Origin of the sequence: Methanosarcina acetivorans C2A, from assembly GCF_000007345.1 — an archaeon.
GTDB classification, from domain to species: Archaea; Halobacteriota; Methanosarcinia; order Methanosarcinales; family Methanosarcinaceae; genus Methanosarcina; species Methanosarcina acetivorans.
Map to the genome: position 1 here is coordinate 5292534 of NC_003552.1, position 22246 is coordinate 5314779.

Consider the following 22246-nt stretch of genomic DNA (forward strand, 5'->3'; position numbering starts at 1 on the left):
ATATCGGCAAACTTTTTCTAAGGAAAAAAAGACAGAAACTCTTAAACGATTTTTCTTTCCCGTTCTTTTTTATATAATTTTATACTGGAGTTTTTAACCGGAAAAATTGAAGTGACCCTTCTGTCGCCCCAGCCTGATCAGGAATATACCCCTAGAGATCTCGACGGAGAAGGCTTCTATGAAGACCTCACCGGAAACGGGGAGTTCAGTTTCGTAGATATAGTAGCTTACTTCCACAACATGGACTGGATAGAGGAAAACATGCCAGTGGAGTACTTCGACTTCAATGGAAACGGAAGGATCGATTTTGATGATGTAGTGCGGATGTTTGCAATGATATAAGAAAAGGAAGAAAAAAGAAAGCCGAATAGAGCTGTTTTCCTCCTTTCTTTTTTTGAAATAAACTTCAGGACAAAAAAGTCAAAGATATATATTAAAATAGGTAACAAGGGAATTGTTAGTCAATAAACTAAGAATAATTAGCCAAAGATTTTTATCTGTAGAAGTTAAAATAATCAATTAGTTCAATCAGATACAATTAGTTCAATCAATTAGGTCAGGAAATATCAAAATTTCCGCAGGCATATGTTCTAGATAAACTTTAAAACTCCAGTTGTCCTGACACTTCAAAAAGGTCCGAAACCTGATCTGACTGTAGTATCGAATTCGAAATGCAGACAGATTCTTCCGCTCAGACCAACCGGCAACCCTATGAAAATACAGGAGGTCTTCAAAAAGATAAGAAATTGAAAGCACTTATTTTTCTTTACACAGCTCTAGCCTGAATTTTTCCAGAATTCCGGAAAGTTAGGTATGCCCTTCAGCAAAAATTTTGATGAGTAACATAAAAATTTTACCTAAAGAGTATGCTAGATTTTTAATTGGGGCTGTGTTTTCAAATCAGTACTTTTTCCGGATTTTGAATGCTGTTATCTTCTGTTTGATCCACGGAATTTTAAAGCCAAATACTTCAAAACCGGCTGATCCTGGAAGCTCAAAAATCCGTGAGCATAAAAAACAGAAAAAACAAAATCCAACCCTTATTCGGCATGTCGACATAATAATTTAAACATTTTTCTTGATTCTGTTTTTGAATTAATAATCTCTAACTGAAATCAGTTGATAACGTTTACATATACTTGAAATTTTGGCTATACCAGCAACCAATATGCTGGGACTCGTACCAAATTATATGATGTTAGAAGAAATAAAAGTGAGGAAGTAAGGTATGAAAAAAATACATTATGTTTGTATGGTTGCACTGTTGAGCACAATGATGCTGGCGGTTGCACCGGCATCGGCGACGACCTGGAATGTAAGCACGGTTTCTGAATTGCAGAATGCAGCGGCAAATGCGGGTGAAGGTGACACAATTTTTGTGCATAATGGAAACTATACGCTTACAAGCACCCTTTATCTTTACAAGTCAAATATCACATTCACAGGAGAGAGCAAAGAAGGAGTAGTCCTCCTTAGAGACAATGATTTCATTACTATAGGTAGCAATGGTGGACCAGCACCCGGATGCATAGTTGAGAATATGACCTTACTAGGCGATATAACATCTACTAGTGGTGTGTTTGGTATCAGTGTGCGTTCTCCTGACTGTACATTAAGAAACTTAATTTTACGCGATATTCGCGATTGTGCAGTTATATCCTCTAACTCCGAAGATTGTAGTGGCCTTATTATAAGCAACTGCACATTTGACAACTCCGGGACCGAAAATTTTGCGATCAGTATTCTAGCCACCAATTCGATCATCGAGAATAATGTTATAAAAAATAATCAGTATGCTTATGGCCCCCTTTGTGTTCAAGCTCAAAACGTAACGGTTTCAAACAACCTTTTCATGAATAATCCATATGCCTTTTATCTGGTTTACGCAGATAACTCATTAGTCTCTGGAAATGACATGGTGTCAACTGGAAATATTCTCATATATGACCCCGGGGAAGCTATAGTATGGCAGCTCAATAATTTCAGTGAAAGTATTGTGTCAAACGAATGGGCCGGGCCATTACCATCCGTAAGCTACTGGAACTCCACCGAGCCAATAGAGTACACCTACAACGGTGCGACCTACACCGGTTACCCAGGCAACTACTGGGGTGCTGCTTACACAGGCACCGACGCTGACGGCAACGGGATAGGGGATACGCCTTACGAAGTACCCGGCGGTTTAGGCACTGACTATTCCCCACTAATATCTCCAAAAGAGAACTACGAGATCCTGGAAACCCCTGTCGCCAACTTCAATGCAGCCCCACTTTCCGGAAATGTACCCCTGGAAGTCCGGTTCACGGACCAGTCCACAGGCAGTGGGATTTCAAGCTGGGCCTGGGACTTTGACGGGGACGGAAACGTGGACTCAACCGAGCAGAACCCGAGCCACACTTACAACAGCACAGGGGCTTACACCGTCAGCCTGTCGGTCACTGGCCAACTGGGTTCGGACAGCAAAACAAAGGCTGACTATATCACCGTAAGAGAACCGGCAGAGCCTCCCATCGCTGACTTCAGCGCAGAACCCCTTTCCGGACCTGTACCCCTGGAAGTCCGGTTCACTGACCTTTCCACAGGCGAAGGGATAGACAGCTGGAGCTGGGACTTTGATTCCGACGGGACTGTGGATTCCACAGAGCAGAACCCCACCTTTACTTACAGTGAAATCGGCAACTACACCGTAACCCTGACCGTTACCGGAACAGGCGGAAGCGACAGCAAAGTAAAGACGGATTACATCGTAAGCGAAGAAGCCGAACCCGCGTTCCCGACCGCAGGCTTTTCGGCCAGCTCCAGAGACGGAGCAGTACCTTTCACGGTCAAATTCACTGACAGTTCAGAAAACACCATTGACTGGGCCTGGGACTTTGACAACGACGGAAACGTGGACTCAACCGAGCAGAACCCGCTTTATACCTACTACACGGAAGGAAACTACACCGTCAAATTGACCGCAAGCAATGGAAACGGCAGTGATGTCCTGGAAATTCCGGACATGATCACGGTTGCTCCGGAAAGACCCGCCTCTCCTGAGGACTCCTGGTACCAGTTCCACGGAAAGGTTGGCCATCTCGGTTACTCCGAAAACGGGCCCAAGGCCAACCGTACAGAGTGGATAAGTGAGGATGTTACTGATGCTATCGGCAGTTCCTCGCCTGTAGTTGCCGAAGGGAAGGTCTTTGTGATCTGCGGCGGAGCAGGAATGGAAGAAGAAACGACAGGCATCGTTCAGTTAGTAGCCCTGAACGAGTCTACCGGAGACATAACCTGGAATGCCAGTATCCCGGAAACCGTATACGGTTCATGGGCTTCCCCTGCTTATGATGACGGCATGGTCTTTACAGCAACCGGCCCTGAACTTGGCTGTTACAACGCCGAAACAGGAGAAAAAATCTGGTGCTTCAATGATACTGTGGGAACACTGGGTGCGGTTAATGGCGGGCCTGCTATCGCGGACGGGATGGTTATCTTCAGTGACTGGGACGGGCACCATTATTACTGCCTTGACGAGGACACCGGATACCTGCTCTGGAGTTTTGTAGTGGTAGGAGACGCTCAGTCCGTACCTGCCTATGCAGACGGGAAGTTCTACCTGACAGGCTGGACTTACACGCAGGGGTATGCTTACTGCGTGGACGCGACAACCGGGGAACAGCTCTGGAACATTAATGTCGAACGCAGCTTCTGCGGGTCCCCTGCCTATAAAGACGGAGTCCTCTACCTGACAACCTACAACTTCTCTGGAGACGGTGACCTCTTTGCCCTGAACGCTACGGACGGGAGCATAATCTGGCAGCAGACCGTCCAGAGGACGGACTCGACCCCGGCTCTTGCATATGGAAATGTTTATGTTAGCGGAGGATGCAGTGGCTTTAGTGACAAGGAAACCTACTGTTTTAATGCGACTACAGGCGAACCTGTCTGGTCAATCCCCTCAATCGGAGACTGGACCTGGTCGGTAGCTGTCGCCGATGGGCTCGCTTATGTGGGAGGTTATGCTCTGGACGCCTTTACGGGGGATGTCGTCTGGAATTCTCCTTATGGCGGCGGTACTCCCGCACTTTCGGACGGTATGCTTTTCAGTATAGGGAGCAATAAGAAAGTCTATGCCTTCAAGGACTCACTCTCTTCACCTGTTGCCAACTTCTCTGCAGACATAACATCAGGCAATGCACCATTGACAGTCAACTTCACCGATCAGTCCGCAGGTTCCCCTACTTCGTGGCTCTGGGACTTAGGAGATGGAGAAAACTCAACTGAGCAGAACCCTTCACATACGTACACATCAGCCGGAAATTACACCGTAAATCTGACTGTGGAAAATTCCGCTGGCACGGACTTCGAGTTAAAAACGGATTACATAGAAGTTTCCGAGGATTCCGTGGCAACCATTACTCTCTATTTCGATCCGGAAAGTTCCTCAGTTTCAGAAAACGAATCTACTGAAGTAAATATCGTTGCCAGTAATTTCCCTGCAGGGTTCTCAGGCTATAACCTGACCGTTGCTCTCGACGATCCGGCTGTTGCCGAGATAGTCGACATAGAGTACCCTTCCTGGGCTCTGATTACTCAGAACTCTTCCTTGCCCGGGACTTCTATCTACCTGAAGACTGTTGACCTGGAAGATTCCATTAAGGAAGGGGCAGCAGATGTTGTGCTTGCCACTCTCACTGTTTCTGGAAAGGAATCTGGTTCAGCGAATCTTTCTATAGGGGTTGAACGTCTGGAGGACGATTCCGGAGACTCTATAGAGCCAGAGTTTTTAACCGGAAAAATTGAAGTGGCCCTTCTGTCTCTCCTGCCTGATCAGGAATATGCTCCTAAGGACCTTGACGGAGACGGGCTCTATGAAGACCTCACCGGAAACGGGGAGTTCAGTTTTGTGGATATAGTGGCTTACTTCCACAACATGGACTGGATAGAGGAAAACATGCCGGTGGAGTACTTCGACTTCAACGGGAATGAAAGGATAGACTTTGATGATGTAGTGCGGATGTTTGCAATGATATAAGAAAAAGAAAAAAAGAAAGCCGAATAGAGCTGTTTTCCTCCTTTCTTTTTTTGAAATAAACTTCAGGACAAAAAAGTCAAGGATTTATATTAAAATAGGTAACAAGGGAATCGTTAGTCAATAAGCTAAGAATAATTAGCCAAAGATTTTTATTTGTAGAAGTCAAAAAGAATCAATCAGTTCAATCAGATACAATTAGTTCAATCAATTATTTCAGGAAATATCAAAATTTCCGCAGCATATGTTCCGGATAAACTTTAAAAACTCCAGTTGCTCTGACACTTCAAAAAGGTCCGAAACCTGATCTTTCTGCAATACGGAATTCGAAATGCAGACAGATTCTTCCGCTCAGACCAACCGACAAAACCCCCATAAAAACATCGGAGGCCTTCAAAAGGATCAGAAATTGAAAGCACTTATTTTTCTTTACACAGCTTTAGTCTGGATTTTTTTCTGGATTCCGAAAAGTCAGGCATGTCCTTCAGCAAAATTTTTATGTTATTCATCAAAATTTTACCTAAAGAGTGTGCTAGATTTTTAATTCGGGCTGTGTTTTCAAATAAGTATTTTTTCCGGATTTTGAATGCTGTTATCTTCTGTTTGATCCCCGGAATATTAAAGCCAAATACTTCAAAACCGGCTGATCCCGGAAGCTCAAAAATCCGTGAGAATAAAAAACAGAAAAACAAAATCCAGTCGCTTCCTGCTCTTCAAAGGTCCGAAAACCCTTAAACCAAAAACAACTTCCTGTCCGGTCAAACCGCTTTTCAAATATTCGGGAGTCCGGACATTTCCGCGCAGGACGACAAGACCCATATGAAACAGATAGGAGAAATGAAAATATGAAGAAATTTACATTAGGAATATCTGTAATTTGTTTAATCTTGCTCCTGGTAGCGGCCGCTCAGCCGGCACTGGGTTCCGACTGGGCACAGTTCCAGAAAGACAAAGTAAATAGTGGAATTACAGGAGACAGTGCTCCAATAGCCACCCCGAACTCGACTATGTCCTGGCAACATGATATCTGCAGCGGATGGGTAGGAATTGATGCGAGTCCAATTGTGTACGGAGACTATGTATATGCGGTTGCGTCAGACGGTAATCTTGCCAAATACTATAAAGACGGGACTTCGGTCGGAGGCTGGTCGGTTGACATCGGAAATCCAGGTTTTCAGAATGCTGCACCGGCTGCAGGTAATGGGCATATCTTTGTGGTGAATACCGGATATGGTAGTGATCCTGACCCTGACCTTATTGCTGTCGATGCATCTACTGGATCTATTTCTGATAGCGGGTCTGTAATTGCCTCAACCTCCATCCAGTTTTCTACGCCGATTACCTATGCAGAAGATAGTAACGGAAACAAGCACATTCTCTTCGGTTCGGTAAACATGAGTTCTGTGGATCCTGTGAACCTGAGCGACGGAGGAAAGTACTACTGTTACAACGTAACTGACCCCACCAACATGGTAAAGGAATGGGAAAGGGACTGTTCATCCGCAAAAGGATACTACTGGGCAGGTGCGGCAATCATCGGGGACTATGCAGTCTATGGTGACGATGCCGGCCACCTTGTTTCGGTAAACTATACGAACTTCACAAACTACGAAGTAGAGACTGTTCAGGAAATCGACGCCTCAACGGTCTTTGGCTTTAACGTAAACGAGATCCGCTCCTCAATCTGTTACAGTGAAGAGACCGGCAGGATCTATTTCACCTCCCTGGCAGGATACTGCTATTCACTGGGCTTTAATGCAAACACGGGCCAGTTCGATACGGCTAACAAATGGAGCGAATCCATCGGATACAGTACCTCCACTCCTGCATACTACAACGGCAGGGTTTACGTGGGTCACAACAACGGCTTCTCTACGGGTAAACTCTGGTGCCTGAACGCATCCGATGGAACTGAAATCTGGAACAATTCCGTAGGTCCGGTACAGAGCTCTCCCGCAATATCGACCTTCTATGGCCCTGGCAATGAGTACATCTACGTCACCACGAACTCCGGGAGCGGCGGTATCTACTGCGTGAACAGCAGTGGGGTTACAGTCTGGAGTGAAACTTCCCCGGGCACTAATTGCTACTGTCTGGCCGGAGCCATAATTTCAGGCGGCTGGGTCTTCTACGGTAACGACGGTGGATACCTCTGCGGCTGTGCCAACTATACTCGCTACGACTTTAACGGAAGTGCGGATATGTGGGCTTACAAGTACCAAGTAGATGACAAACCTCCCAGCACTGCTACGGATCCGGCGATAGAATTTAGTAATACTGATTATACAGCCATCAAGACCGATGATGACACAAACTACGCAGAATATTATGCTGATGATGGAGAATATGCTGCACAGAGGTTTGTGTTCAAAATTGATGACAATGAGAAGCCATGGATTACTTCAATCAATGTAACATGGAATGGTATTGCCCAGGGAGACAATAACGGTGCCCATTTGTATATCTGGAACAATACAGCTTCGGAATATGAACAATTGGCTGATAATGATGTTGGCAGCGATGCTTTTTTGACTGGGGAAGTAACAGAAAACATTGATAATTACATTGATAATTCGAACAATGTAACTTTGCTGGTTGTCCAGAAGAGTTCAACGGATATAGACAGTTCAGTTATTAAAACGGATTATGTTAAACTGGTGGCAACACCATAACATAATCTTATTTCATGCGTCTTCGGTTAAGTGAAGAATCGTGATAAATTGTCTCCATTTCCGCAACTGTTACCAAAAAATAGATGTTTTGTGGACTGGAACGTGGTATCGATTTCATGTAAAGAGGCTAAAATTTAAGGCCGGCTTCTGGTACGAAATAGATAGCTTTCAGGCAAGAAAATCCCTTAACCGATGACCAATGAATCTTTTTTTCATTTATAATTCGAGCTGATCCCAAAACTCAAAATTAGACTAACCGACAACCCTATGAAAATATAGGAGGCTTTTAAAATGACTAGAAAACGATAGTGTTCATTTTTCTTTACGCGGTTCTTTCATGAAATTTTTCCAAAAAACTGGAAATCCAGGTATGCCTTTCAGCAAAAATCTTGACAAATGTTAAACCTGTTTACCTGAAAGGTCACGATTTTTTTCAAAAAAAGATCCGCGTTTTTCATATTTTCAGCGTTTTCTTTGTGTTGAAATGCTGTTTCTTCCGTTCGATCACCGGAAACTTCCAAAGGCAGGTGCTTAAAAATCGGTTGATCCTTAAAACCAGAATCCGTGAGAATAAAACAGATACACAAAATCCAGTAGCGTTCTACTTGCTTCAAAGGTCTGAAAATCCCTGAACCAAAAACAATTTTCTGCCTGATTAAACATTCCTTTGAATCTTCAGGAGACCGAACAGTTCTGTGCAGGCAAGTTGAACCCCATGACAAGAAAGGAGAAATAAATATATGAAAAAATTGACGACTGTTCCTATTATTTGCATAATATTATTGCTGATGCTGGCAGTTGCGCCGGTATCAGCAAAGACTTTTGATATATACCCGACAGACCCTGTAGGAACTGTATATACCATAATGAAGACGCAGGCCCAACCGGGTGACACACTTTTCTTCCACGCTGGAACCTATACCTATTCTGGTGTATTAGGCACCATGGATATTGATGTGGAGAACGTTACATGGAAGGGAGAAGGTGCAGATGTTGTACTATTCGAGATATCCGCCGGTAACCCGTTGAAGTTAAAGGCACTAGGATGTATTGCCGATGGTTTTACAATTAATATATCTGAGAGTACATCAGTTTATATAACCTATCCAAACTGTATCGTCAGGGATTGTGTGTTCAAAAACATGCAAGGAGGTCGTATTTCAGTTACAGACAGCGGTATTAATTCTACTGTTGAAAATAATAGTTTTGAAGATTCAACTAGTAGTATTATAATGTACATTAATGGAGTAAATTCTGCCAAAGTTATTAACAATGAATTTGAGAGTTCAAATGCGGGATCAAATGCGGCTCTATACATCCGAAGTGCACCAATGACAACTGTTGCAGACAATACTTTCAAAAACAATACTAAAGGCAGTGCTCTTATGTTAAGAGAATCCACCAACTGTACAGTTGTCAACAACACGTTTTTGAACGACACTAATAAAGTAATAACAATTTATCAAACAACTGCTAAGAATAATATTATAATGCAAAATAATATAGTTTCAAGTGGAATTCCAATACGTTTCGAAAATGCGGGTGATGGCAATAAAATATTCCTGAACAATTTCGCGAACACTTCTGGTGGTATGTCCGGTACACCTCCAGCTATAACCTATTGGAATTCAACTGAACCAATGGAATACACTTACAACGGTACAACCCACACCGGATACCTGGGCAATTTCTGGGGCACTGCCTACACAGGATCTGATGGTGACGGAAACGGAATCGGTGACATCTCTTATACTGTACCCTCCAGTTTCGGCACTGACTACGCGCCGCTAATATCTACAAATGAAAACTACGGGAGTTCAGAAACGCACGAAACGCCTTCAGCTCCAGTTGCAGGCTTTTCAGCAACACCGACTTCTGGCAATGCTCCTCTCACGGTTAATTTTACTGACCAGTCCACAAATACACCTACATCCTGGCTATGGGACTTTGGAGACAATTCGACTGATACCGAGCAGAACCCCTCACATGTATATGCATCAGCCGGTAACTATACCGTCAACCTTACGGTTGCAAATGCAGATGGAAGCGATTCTGAAGTAAAGACAGAGTACATCGTCGTAAGCGAACCACTTTCCGGAGCTCCAGTTGCCAATTTCACAGCGAATGTGACAAGCGGTACAGCACCACTGACAGTCCAGTTCACGGACCTATCCTCAGGCGATGGAATAACTTCCTGGGCCTGGGACTTTGATTCCGACGGAACCGTGGACTCTAACGAGCAGAACCCGATCCATGTCTATAACAGCACAGGAACTTACACCGTCAGCCTTACAGTCACAGGTGATGAGGGTTCCGACACCGAAACAAAAACCAACTATATTACGGTAAGCGAAACGGTTACCGAATCCGGATGGTCTCAGTTCCAGAAAGACAGCTCCCACACTGGATACACATTCAGTTCTGTCCCAACCCAGGACCCGGAACTCCTCTGGCAGAAACTGACTTCTCCTGAACAGGAACCCTGCGGGAGCGGAGGCATCAACGTTCCATCAGTGATTTCCGGAAATACGGTTTTCGTAACTGCCGGAAACGCTTCGGTCTGGGCCTTTAACAAAGAGACCGGAGACCTTATCTGGTCAAAGGAACTTGGCGGAGACCTGACACAGACCTCGACCCCCGCTCTCGGGAACGGGACACTTTTTGTCCCTACCATGGAAGGAGACCTCTATGCTTTTGACCCGGAAAACGGAAACGAGCTCTGGAAAGCACACATAACCGACGGCAACCTGGAGTGTCCAATCACTTATTCTGACCACAAACTCTACATCGGAGACGGGCTTGAAGGAGGAACCGGGACAAAATATTACTACTGTTACGACGACAGCGGAAACCTTGTCTGGCAGCACGAAAACGCTAACACGTCAGGTTTTCTCTGGAGCGGTTCAGTAGTTGTTGGAGACTATCTGGTCTACCCGGTCTTTGAAGGTAAAATGGTCTGCCTGAACAAAGATACAGGAACTTTTGTAGACGAGGTTGACTTCAGTAAGAGTTCCGATGTTTCCTTTGCACTTACCGATCCAGGGATGTTCCGAGGATCCGTAACCTATGCCGATGGTGCCCTGTATACTTCTTCCGAAAGAGGGCAGGAAACAGGTTACTGCTTCAAAGTAGGGTTCAATCCTGATACAGGCCAGTTCCTTGACAGCGGCTGGGCAGCCTCAATTGGATTTTCGACATCGACCCCTGTTGTGTATGATGGAAGAGTCTATGTGGGACATGGAGAACACGGAGAATCAGGAGCCCTGTTCTGCCTGAACGATTCCGATGGAACTGTAATCTGGGAGACTCCGGTCAGCGGGGGAGTAAAGTCCTCACCTGTTATTTCGGTCGAAGATGGCAACCCGTACATCTATTTCACAGAAGCCATAGTTGACGGCTCGATTTACTGCCTGAACCCTGACGGAACCCTTGCCTGGCACTACAATCCCCCTGAGGATTCCGCATACACCCTGCAGGGTGCAGCCCTTTCCGACGATAAAGTTTACTATGGAACCGATAACGGATACCTATACTGCATCGGACAGGGAGAAGCTCTTCCTCCGGAGGCAAACTTCAGTTCGGACAAACAGACAGGTTCCTTCCCATTGACTGTTTCTTTCAAAGACAGGTCTTTTAACGCAAACAAATTCTTCTGGGACTTCGGGGACGGAAATACTTCAACTGAGGTAAATCCTGTCCACACCTATACTGCCGCAGGCAGCTACACCGTAACCCTTACCGTTGAAAACAACCATGGAGAGGACACCAAAGTTGTAGAAGATTACATTTACGCAGTCAAAGTCCCAACCATCTGGCCGGTTAAAAGCGGAGGGTCTATCCAGGCAGCTATTAATTCGGCCGATTCAGGAGACATCATCAAGGTCTATCCAGGGGAGTACCACGAAGTCCTGACCATCGATAAGAATCTGACCCTAAAAGGCATCAGGGACCCTGTCCTGAATGCTTCGGGTTTCACAGGCTCTTCAGGAATAACCATAAGTGCTGACGATGTCGAGATCAACGGCTTTGAAATTACAGGAACCGAAGAGATGTGCTTTGCGATTACCGTCAATGCAAAGAACGCACTGATAGAGGACAACCTTATAGATAACTGCGCTGAAGGCGTGATGTTCACAGGGACCGGAAACATTCTCCGGCAGAATAATATTTCCAACTGCTGGGACTTTGCAGCCGTGCTTGACAGCACGGGAGACAACCGGATCTATCAGAACACCTTCATCAACAACAATGGCAGGAAAATGGGCGGTTCAAGCGACCATATTTCAGGCGGGTCAGGTTCGTTCTTCCAGAGCCCGGAGCCCGTAGAATACCTGTGGGAAGGAGAAAAACTGACAGGGTACATGGGTAATTATTACGATGACTACACCGGAAATAACTCTGACGGGGATGGAATCGGGGATGTATCTTACACTGCTGACGGAGGGACCGACCAGTACCCGCTTGTGATGCCGTATTCATACTACGTTGAAGAGCAGGAAAACGAGTCCATTCCTGAGGATTCCTGGTACCAGTTCCACGGAAAGGTTGACCACCTTGGCTACTCCGAAAGCGGGCCAAAGACCAACCGGACTGAGTGGGTAAGTGAGGACATTGATGCAATCAGCAGTTCCTCCCCTGTTGTGGCCGGAGGAAAAGTCTTTGTGATATGCGGGGCCGGAGGAATGGAAGAGAGCACGGATGATATTCCCCAGCTAGTAGCCCTGGACGAATTTAACGGAGACATAATCTGGAACGTCAGCATTCCGAAAGCCGTATACGGTTCCTGGGCTTCCCCTGCTTATGATAACGGCATGGTCTTTACGGCCACAGGCCCCGAACTTGGATGTTACGACGCCGAAACAGGAGAAAAAATCTGGTGTTTCAATGATACTGTGGGAAGTCAGGGTGCGGTTAACAGCGGACCTGCTATTGCGGATGGTATGGTAATATTTAGCGATTGGGACGGAAGCCATTATTACTGTCTTGACGAGGACACAGGGTACCTGCTCTGGAGTTTTGAAGTTGTAGGAGACGGCCAGTCCGTACCCGCCTACGCGGACGGAAAGTTCTACCTGACAAGCTGGGGCTATGGGTCATCTTATGCAGGACATGCTTACTGCGTGGACGCAGTAACAGGGGAGCAGGTCTGGCACATTAATAATATCGAACAGAACTTCTGCGGGTCCCCTGCATATAAAGACGGGGTTCTCTACCTGACAACCTACAACTTCTACGGAGACGGAGACCTTCTTGCCCTGGACGCCGCTGACGGGAGCATAATCTGGCAGCAGACCATCCAGAGGACGGATTCAACTCCGGCTTTTGCCTACGGAAACATCTATGTTTGCGGAGGCTGCGAAGGCTTTTCCAATGTGCAGACCTACTGTTTCAACGCAAGTACAGGAGAAAAAGTCTGGGAAACCCCTTCCCTGACAGGAGAGGACGGGGGAATAGGAGGCTGGACATGTTCGGTTGCGGTAGCTGACGGGCTTGCCTACGTCGGGACCGAAGGCAACGGATATTTCGGTTACAATGACCTCTATGCCCTGGACGCCTTTACGGGAGAAGTGGTCTGGCACATCCCCCATGCGGGATCGACCCCGGCAATTTCGGAGGGTATGCTTTTCAGCATAGGAGCGGACCAGAAAGTCTATGCCTTCAAGGACTCCCTCACTTCGCCTGTTGCTAACTTCTCTGCAGACATTACTTCAGGCAATGCTCCGTTAACTGTCAACTTTACTGACATTTCCACAGGCACTGCTTCGTCCTATGCGTGGGACTTTGATTCCGACGGAACTGTGGACTCAACTGAACAGAATCCCTCGCATACCTATACTTCAGCCGGTACTTATACTGTCAACCTTACGGTTGCAAATGCAGAAGGAAGCGATTCCGAGCTAAAGACTGATTACATCACTGTATCTTCTACACCTGTAGAACCTGAACCGGTTGCTGCTTTCACTGCTGATGTAACTGGCGGGACTGCTCCTCTCACTGTGAATTTCACTGACCAGTCAACAGGCACACCTACTGCCTGGGAATGGGACTTTGACAATGACGGAAACGTGGACTCAAGCGAACAGAACCCGAGCTACACTTATAATGCAGCCGGAAATTACACCGTAAATCTGACTGTGGAAAATGAAGCTGGCATGGATTTCGAGTTAAAAACGGATTACATAAAAGTTTCCGAAACTTCAGGGTCAACCGTTACTTTATACTTCGACCCTGAAAGTTCCTCAGTTGCAGAAAACGAATCTACTGAAATAAATATCGTTGCCAGTAATTTCCCTGCAGGGTTCTCAGGCTACAACCTGACCGTTGCTTTTGACGACCCGACTGTTGCCGAGATCGTGGATATTGAGTATCCTTCCTGGGCTCTGATTACTGAGAACTCTACCCTGCCAGGGACTTCTATCTACCTGAAGGCTGTTGACGGGGAAGATACCGTGCAGGCAGGAGCAGTAGATGTTGTACTTGCAACTCTTACGGTTTCTGGAAAGGAGAAAGGATCTGCGAACCTATCCATAGGAGTTGACCGTCTGGATGATGATTCAGGAAATGTCATCGGGCCAGCTCTTTTGACAGGGAAAATTGAAGTGACCCTGCTTTCTCCTCTTCCTGATCAGGAATATGCTCCTAAGGACCTTGACGGAGACGGACTCTATGAAGACCTTACCGGGAACGGGGAGTTCAGTTTTGTAGATATAGTGGCGTACTTCCACAACATGGACTGGATAGAGGAAAACATGCCGGTGGAGTACTTCGACTTCAACGGAAACGGAAGGATAGACTTTGATGATGTAGTGGATATGTTTGCAATGATATGAGAAAAAGGAAGAAAAAAATAGTAAAGTAGAGAAAAAAGAATTAAAGAAGACTAAATAGAGAAAAACGTTCTCATATTTAGCTGATTATGCTGGTTCCGGAAACAAAAAAGGGACAATAATCTTCCGGGTGGAGGCAGCCTAATAAGGCTGTTTTCCTTCCTTCTTTTTTGGATTAAACTTCAGGACAAAAAAGTCCAGAATTTATACTAAAAGAGGGAAGAGGGGAATTGTTAGTCAATGGGATAAGAATAATTAGCCAAAGATTTTTATCTGTAGAACTCAAAAATAATCAATTAGTTCAATCAGATACAATTAGTTCAATCAATTATTTCAGGAAATATCAAAATTTCCGCAGCATATGTTCCGGATAAACTTTTAAAACTCCAGTTGTTCTGACACTTCAAAAAGGTCCGAAACCTGATCTTACTGCATTATACAATTCGAAATGCAGACAGACTCTTCCGCTCAGACCAACCGGCAACCCTATGAAAATACAGGAGGTTATAAAAAATATTAGGTCTGACAGCGCTTGTTTTTCTTTACACGGTTCGATGCCTGAATTTGTTCCTTAAAACTGGAAACTCAGGTATGCCCTTCAGCGAAAATTTAGATGAGTATAGAAGTATCTTTACTTAAGGGCTCATTTTTAATTTTCAATTCGAACCGTGTTTTTCATTCAGCATTTTTCCGGATTTTTGGATGCCGTTATCCTCTGTTCGATCACCGGAAACTTCCAGAGCAAATATTTCAAACCCGGCTGATCATAGAATCTCAAAAATCCTTGAGAATAAAAAACAGAAAAACAAAATCCAGTCGTTTCCTGCCTTCTTCAAAGGTCCGAAAATCTTTGAACCAAAAACAATTTCCAGTCCTATCAAACCGCTTCTCAAATTTTTGGGAGGCCGGACATTTCCGCGCAGGTGGACTGAACCCCTATGACAAAATAGGAGAAATGAAAATATGAATAAATATACACTGAAAATATTGTTTATTTTTATAACCTTGCTCCTGATGGCGGCTGCTCAGCCGGCGCTGGGTTCTGACTGGGCACAGTTCCACATGAACGCTCAGCATACCGGATATTCGGACTCCACAGCTCCGGATACGAACTTTACAGCATGGATAAGCGAGTATATAGGTGCACAGCCGAGTTCATCGCTTGTGGTTGCTGATGGTCTGATCTATGTCAACTGTGGCAATGAAAATGTAACTGCCCTGAATATGTACACCGGGAAAAACGAAGGACTTAAAGTAAATGGACCCGGCGATAACGGCCTTGATTCATGGGCATCTCCGTGTTACTACAACGGAAGCGTATATCGCGCAAGAACGGACGCCTGTAACGGCGGCCCCATGGCAGCGGATGGAAAGATCTTCCAGAGCGACTGGGACGGTAATCATTATTATTGCTACAATGAAAGCGGTTATAACCATGGCGAAGATACCTCCGACGAATTCTGGAATTTTACGGTAAGCGGGTATGCACAGGGAACACCGGCTTATTATGGCGGCGAAGTCTATCTGACGAGCTGGGGCTATGCCTACAACGGTTCAGGTAACGGTCATGTGTATTGTGTGTATGTGAACAACGGCACACAGAAATGGCATAAGGATATTCCGCTCGATTGCTGCGGCTCAGCGAGCCTTAACACCTCTAGCGGAATCCTTTACGTGACCACCTACAACTTCGGCGACGATGGGGACCTTTACGCCCTGTACATGGACAATGGGACCGAGTACTGGAACAGGTCCATTATGAGGACGGATTCTACGCCTGCAATCGATGATAATGGATACATCTATGTTTGCGGAGGATGCCGCGGATACAGCGATATGATGACATACTGTTTCGCTCCGAACGGGACCAAGATGTGGAACACCACGGCTTCGGACCAGATCGGCGACTGGACCTGTTCAGTTGCTGTTGCAGATGGTAAGGTGTTCGTAGGAAAGCCCACTACCGAATGGGGACCGTGGGGAGCACCGTATTACGCCATGGGATGTGACGGCACATACGCCCTGAACGCATCCAACGGCAATATCATCTGGAGCTATGAAGGCGGAGGCTGTTCCCCTATCGTTGCAGACGGCATGGTCTTCACCATCGGAGACGACGGCAAAGTATACGCCTTTGGAAAGAAGACGTACGACTTCACCATCGGGGCCGGGACCGACCACTTTGCGTATGAAGGAGAGATAGACTCTTCGCCAGACTGTACTGTCCCGACAACCAACATACCCTCAAGTTCCGCCATCACTGCTGACGACGGCTCATACGAAGACTATTCTACGACAACTTCAGGAAAATATGCAGCCCAGCGCTTCAACTTCAGCATTGATGAGACATCGCCGGGCAAGCTGAACGTTTCATGGAACGGCAAAGGATGGCATGACACCGGTTCCAATAACGGAACATACCTTTACATCTGGAATTCCAATTCCGGAGCATATGAGGAATTGGCCAACAACAGTATCGGGACGGATGCTACCCTGAGCGGTGAGATCATCTCCAGCACGGGCAATTACATCAATTCAGGAGTCGTAACCGTACTGGTTGTGCAGAAGGGTGAGCATAGCAGAGATGGTAAAGCATCCCATATCGCAACGGATTATGTCAAACTGGTGGTAACACCATAACATAATCCTTTTTTCTTTTTTTTGGACACTTTTACGCGGGAAACCACCTGCGTGTAACGGTGTCAACAAAATATGAGATCCATATCTCCCGCAGGCGGTATGGCTAATAGCGGGTGGATAAGACAATGGTGGTATATACATGAGGAAAATAAATTATATTCTGATCGTACTGCTGAGTGCAGTACTGGTAGTGATACCGGCTTCGGCTACGACCTACTATGTTGACGATGATGGCGGCTATGACTTCACGACTATAAATGCTGCCTTACATGCTACATCAGTCGGAGACGAAGTATTTGTTTACAATGGAACATATAATAATGAAAGTAATGATATTGTTCAGTTTTATAAATCGAATACTATGCTGGTAGGAGAAGGGGCAGATGTTGTAACCATAGATTGCAATAACAAGAATGCTGGAATTGCAGTGTCCATTTATACAGGATGTGTTGTTGAAGGGGTTAAAGTTGTAAACAGCAAATTCGGTATACGTTTAGATACATCAAACCATACCGTCAGGGATTGTGTGTTTGATGGGATGACTTATTCTGATGGCACCCTGATGACAGATGGCGCAGACAACTGTCTTTTTGAGAATAATCGTCTCATTAATTCAACCGGGATGTACTCTGCAATGTCCATTTATTGTCATAACAGCTCAATTCTGAATAATACATTTACAGATAATTCCGGTGCAGGGTTCACCGTGTGCGTTCAGGCTGACGGGAATATAATCGCATACAATAACTTTACCTCCAATGGTTATGCCGGTATCGAGTTCTATAGTGCAGGAGAAGGCAATAAGGTATATCTCAACAACTTCATTGGCAACGGTGTGACCGCGACAACTTCCGGCACGGCAGTCCCGGCACTTACCTACTGGAACTCCACCGAACCGATAGACTACACCTACAACGGTGCAACCTACTCCGGTCACCTGGGCAACTTCTGGGGCTCTGCCTACACAGGCACCGACGCTGACGGCGACGGCATCGGGGACACGCCCTATACCTTACCCGACGGCCTCGGCACTGACTACGCACCGCTGATAGCAGGCTACGAAAACTATCTGCACCCGAACGAACCGCAGGATACACCTGTAGCTAACTTCAGTGCAGTCCCACTTTCAGGACATGCGCCTCTGGCAGTCCAGTTCACCGACCTTTCTACGGGTTCACCTACAGCCTGGGACTGGGACTTTGATAACGACGGAAACGTGGACTCTACCGAGCAGAACCCCTCGTATACCTATAATGCAGCCGGTAACTACACTGTCAACCTCACCGTGACCAATGCAGGCGGAAGCGACTCGGAAGTAAAGGACGCATATATTGTAGTTAGCGAATCACTTCCTGAAGATCCGGTTGCCAACTTCACTGCGACACCTACTTCTGGAAACGCCCCACTGACAGTGAACTTCACCGATGCATCAACCGGTACTGTCTCTTCCTATGCATGGGACTTTGATAACGACGGAAACGTGGACTCTACCGAGCAGAACCCGGTCCACACCTATGTTGCCGAAGGAAACTATACCGTCAGCTTAACAGTTACCAGTGCCGGCGGAAGCAATTCCGAGATGAAGCCTGACTATATAACTGTATCTAAATCTTATATACCTGCAGAACCCGGGGAAGACTGGCCCTCTTTCCAGAAAGATATCCACAATACCGGTCTGACATCCGATCGTGGACCCATCACGGCCCCGGATGAAGAAGTCTCGTGGGACGTTTATACCCATGGCACAGGGATGGCGGGCATCGATACGGTGCCTGTGGTTGTGAACGGGTCCGTTTATGTGGTCTCCACGGACGGGTATGTCAGGGCTATCAACCGGACCACGGGCGCTCTCAACTGGGAAACTCCCATACCCGATTGTTCCGGTTTCCAGCTCGGGAACCCTGCATACGGCAACGGGAAAATATTCGTGCCCACGGCAGATTCGAGGATCTTTGCCTTTGACGCCTGGACCGGAACTGAGCTCTGGAACGACTCTGTAGAAAGCAATAAACCTTCATCCAGCAGTCTCTATCATCAGCTGAACACCCCCGTGGTCTACGACAACGGAAGGATATACTTCGGGCAGTGGATTCCTGCCAACTATGCCGGCAAGTACTACTGCTACACAGAAGACGGAACCGAAGTCTGGAACAGGGACTGTACCAATGGTAACAAAGGCTACTACTGGGCAGGCGCAACCGTGGTAGGGGATTATCTGGTTTTCGGAGGCGATGATGGATACCTGACCTCGCTCTATAAGGTTAACGGTACCCTAGTTGACGAGATAAATATTGGCGCAGGTGAGATCCGCTCTACCCTTGTTTATGATGAAGAAAGCAACCGCATCTTTACCTCCACCAAGAACGGATACTGCATCAGCATCGAAATGAACCCTGAAGGCACCTTCAACGACTCTTCAAAAGTTCAAAGCGCTTCCTTTGATGCCCAGTCCACATCCACACCCGTGATATACAACGGCAGAGTTTATCTCGGCTCAGGCAATTTCCAGGCTTCATCTCCCTTTTTCTGCCTGAACAGCACAGATCTCTCCGTGATCTGGCGCTTCACAGGTACCAACGGAGGCATCCAGTCCTCACCAGTCGTGTCCACAGCTTACGATGACGGGGACGGGGAAGTTTACATATACTTCACAACGAACGCTAGATACTCACGGCTCTACTGCCTGAAGGACAATGCAACTAACACTAATATGACGTCCGAAGAATGGTATTTCCAGCCGGAAGATTCAAAGAACCAGTACACTCTTCAGGGTGTGGCGCTTGTCGGGGGATGGCTGTACTACGGGAACGATAAAGGATACCTTTTCGGGCTGGCAGGAGTACAAAACGGGTCCGAAATTCCCGTTGCTGATTTCAATGCAGCTCCGCTTTCCGGAAACTCACCCCTGACAGTCAATTTCACAGATGACTCTACAGGTTCCCCAACTTCCTGGTTCTGGGACTTCGGGGACGGTACCAACTCTACCGAGCAGAATCCCTCGTATACCTATACTTCAGCCGGAAATTACACGGTCAACCTTACGGTTGCCAATGCAGCTGGAAGCGATTCCGAGGTGAAGACCGATTACATATCCGTAAGTGAACCACTACCTTCAGCTCCGGTTGCCAATTTCTCTGCAGACATTACTTCAGGGGTCGGACCTCTGGCAGTGCAGTTCACAGAAAGCTCAACCGGCTCGCCTACTGCCTGGGAATGGGACTTTAACAATGACGGTAACGTGGATTCCACGGAGCAGAACCCACAATTCATCTATACTGGTGAAGGCACATACTCCGTGAAACTTACGGTCACCAACTCAGAGGGAAACGACTCCGAGCTTAAGATCGATTATATCAGTGTAGTTTACCCATCTCCGGATTTCATAGCAAATGTGACTGAAGGAACCGTTCCTCTCACTGTAGAGTTCACGGGAAACGTTTCTGGTCTGGCTCCTGATTACTGGAACATGTGGGCCTGGGATGTGGATGGTGATGGAACATATGATTACTCACCTAATTTCAACATCACCCATACCTACACCGAACCCGGCACTTACGATGTGGTTGTAGCATATGATGGCTGGACACCAAATGTGAAAGCTGGTTATATAACAGTGCTTCCGGAAATACCTGTCGCCAATTTCTCCGCAGACGTGACATCAGGTCTGGAACCGTTAACAGTCAACTTCACCGACCAGTCCGAAGGCATTGTTTCGTCTTATTCGTGGGACTTTGATAACGATGGAACTGTGGACTCAATTGAGCAGAACCCCTCGTATACATATGAATCGGCAGGTAACTACACAGTTAGCCTTACGGTTTCAAATGCCGGAGGAAGTGATTCCGAGCTAAAGACTGATTACATTGTAGTTAGCGAACCAGTACCTGAAGCTCCGGTTGCCAACTTCACTGCGACACCTACTGCTGGAAATGCACCTTTAACAGTCAACTTCACCGACCAGTCCGAAGGCATTGTTTCGTCCTACTCCTGGGACTTTGATAACGACGGAAACGTGGACTCTACCGAGCAGAACCCCTCGCATACATATGAATCGGCAGGTAACTACACAGTTAGCCTTACGGTTTCAAATGCCGGGGGAAGTGATTCCGAGCTAAAGACTGATTACATCACTGTATCTTCTACACCTGTAGAACCGGAACCGGTTGCTGCTTTCACTGCTGATGTAACTGGCGGGACTGCTCCTCTCACTGTGAATTTCACTGACCAGTCCACAGGTTCACCTACTGCCTGGGCATGGGACTTCGGGGATGGAGCAAACTCAACTGAGCAGAACCCCTCTCACACATACGTTTCAGCCGGAAATTACACCGTAAACCTGACTGTGGAAAATGCTGCCGGGATGGACTTTGAGTTAAAAACGAATTACATAGAAGTTTCCGAAACTTCCGGATCAACCGTTACTCTCTATTTCGACCCTGAAAGTTCCTCAGTTTCAGAAAACGAATCTACTGAAATAAATATCGTTGCCAGTAATTTCCCTGCAGGCCTTTCAGGCTACAACCTGACCGTTGCTATCGACGACCCGGTTGTTGCCGAAATAGTTGATATCGCGTACCCGACCTGGGCTCTGATTTCTGAGAACTCTACCCTGCCAGCGACTTCTATCTACATGAAGACTGTTGACCTGGAAGATGCCGTTAAGGAAGGGGCAACAGATGTTGTGCTTGCTACTCTCACTGTTTCTGGAAAGGAGAAAGGATCTGCAAACCTTTCGATAGGGGTTAAACGTCTGGAGGAAGATTCCGGAGACTCTATCGAACCAGCTCTCCTGGCAGGGACAATTGAAGTAACCCTGCTTTCTCCTCTTCCTGATCAGGAATATGCTCCTAAGGACCTTGACGGAGACGGACTCTATGAAGACCTCACCGGAAATGGGGAGTTCAGTTTTGTAGACATAGTGGCGTACTTCCACAATATGGACTGGATAGAAGAAAACATGCCGGTGGAGTACTTTGACTTCAACGGGAACGGAAGAATAGACTTTGATGATGTAGTGCGGATGTTTGGAATGATCTGAGGAAAGGAAAATATGGGAAAAAGAATGAAAGAAGGCAAGATAGAGAAAAAGTTCT

Annotated in this window: 5 protein-coding genes and 1 pseudogene; all 6 read left to right on the forward strand. The window is 46.4% G+C overall.

The window, feature by feature from the left end; translation table 11 throughout:
• Positions 1 to 93 precede the first annotated feature (93 nt).
• Positions 94 to 342, forward strand: a pseudogene (locus MA_RS22490) (hypothetical protein); the annotation flags it as partial.
• 886 nt (positions 343 to 1228) lie between these two features.
• Complete coding sequence (locus MA_RS22500) at positions 1229 to 5017, forward strand: PKD domain-containing protein (protein WP_011024190.1); 3789 nt, start codon at positions 1229 to 1231, stop codon at positions 5015 to 5017.
• A gap of 884 nt (positions 5018 to 5901) precedes the next feature.
• Positions 5902 to 7686 carry a PQQ-binding-like beta-propeller repeat protein gene (locus MA_RS22510; RefSeq protein WP_226990691.1) on the forward strand — a complete coding sequence of 595 codons (1785 nt, stop codon included), beginning with the start codon at positions 5902 to 5904 and terminating at the stop codon, positions 7684 to 7686.
• 740 nt (positions 7687 to 8426) lie between these two features.
• A complete protein-coding gene (locus tag MA_RS22520; RefSeq protein WP_011024193.1) occupies positions 8427 to 14516 on the forward strand; it encodes a PKD domain-containing protein in 6090 nt (2029 codons plus the stop codon).
• 960 nt (positions 14517 to 15476) lie between these two features.
• Positions 15477 to 17153, forward strand: coding sequence for a PQQ-binding-like beta-propeller repeat protein (locus MA_RS22530; protein WP_011024195.1), 1677 nt, complete (start codon positions 15477 to 15479; stop codon positions 17151 to 17153).
• 139 nt (positions 17154 to 17292) lie between these two features.
• Complete coding sequence (locus MA_RS24845) at positions 17293 to 22191, forward strand: PKD domain-containing protein (protein ID WP_011024196.1); 4899 nt, start codon at positions 17293 to 17295, stop codon at positions 22189 to 22191.
• Positions 22192 to 22246 lie beyond the last annotated feature (55 nt).

Coding starts and splice junctions, on each gene's coding strand:
- MA_RS22520 (WP_011024193.1), top strand. CDS start 8,427: ATGAAAAAATTGACGACTGTTCCTATTATTTGCATAATATTATTGCTG.
- MA_RS24845 (WP_011024196.1), top strand. CDS start 17,293: ATGAGGAAAATAAATTATATTCTGATCGTACTGCTGAGTGCAGTACTG.
- MA_RS22500 (WP_011024190.1), top strand. CDS start 1,229: ATGAAAAAAATACATTATGTTTGTATGGTTGCACTGTTGAGCACAATG.
- MA_RS22530 (WP_011024195.1), top strand. CDS start 15,477: ATGAATAAATATACACTGAAAATATTGTTTATTTTTATAACCTTGCTC.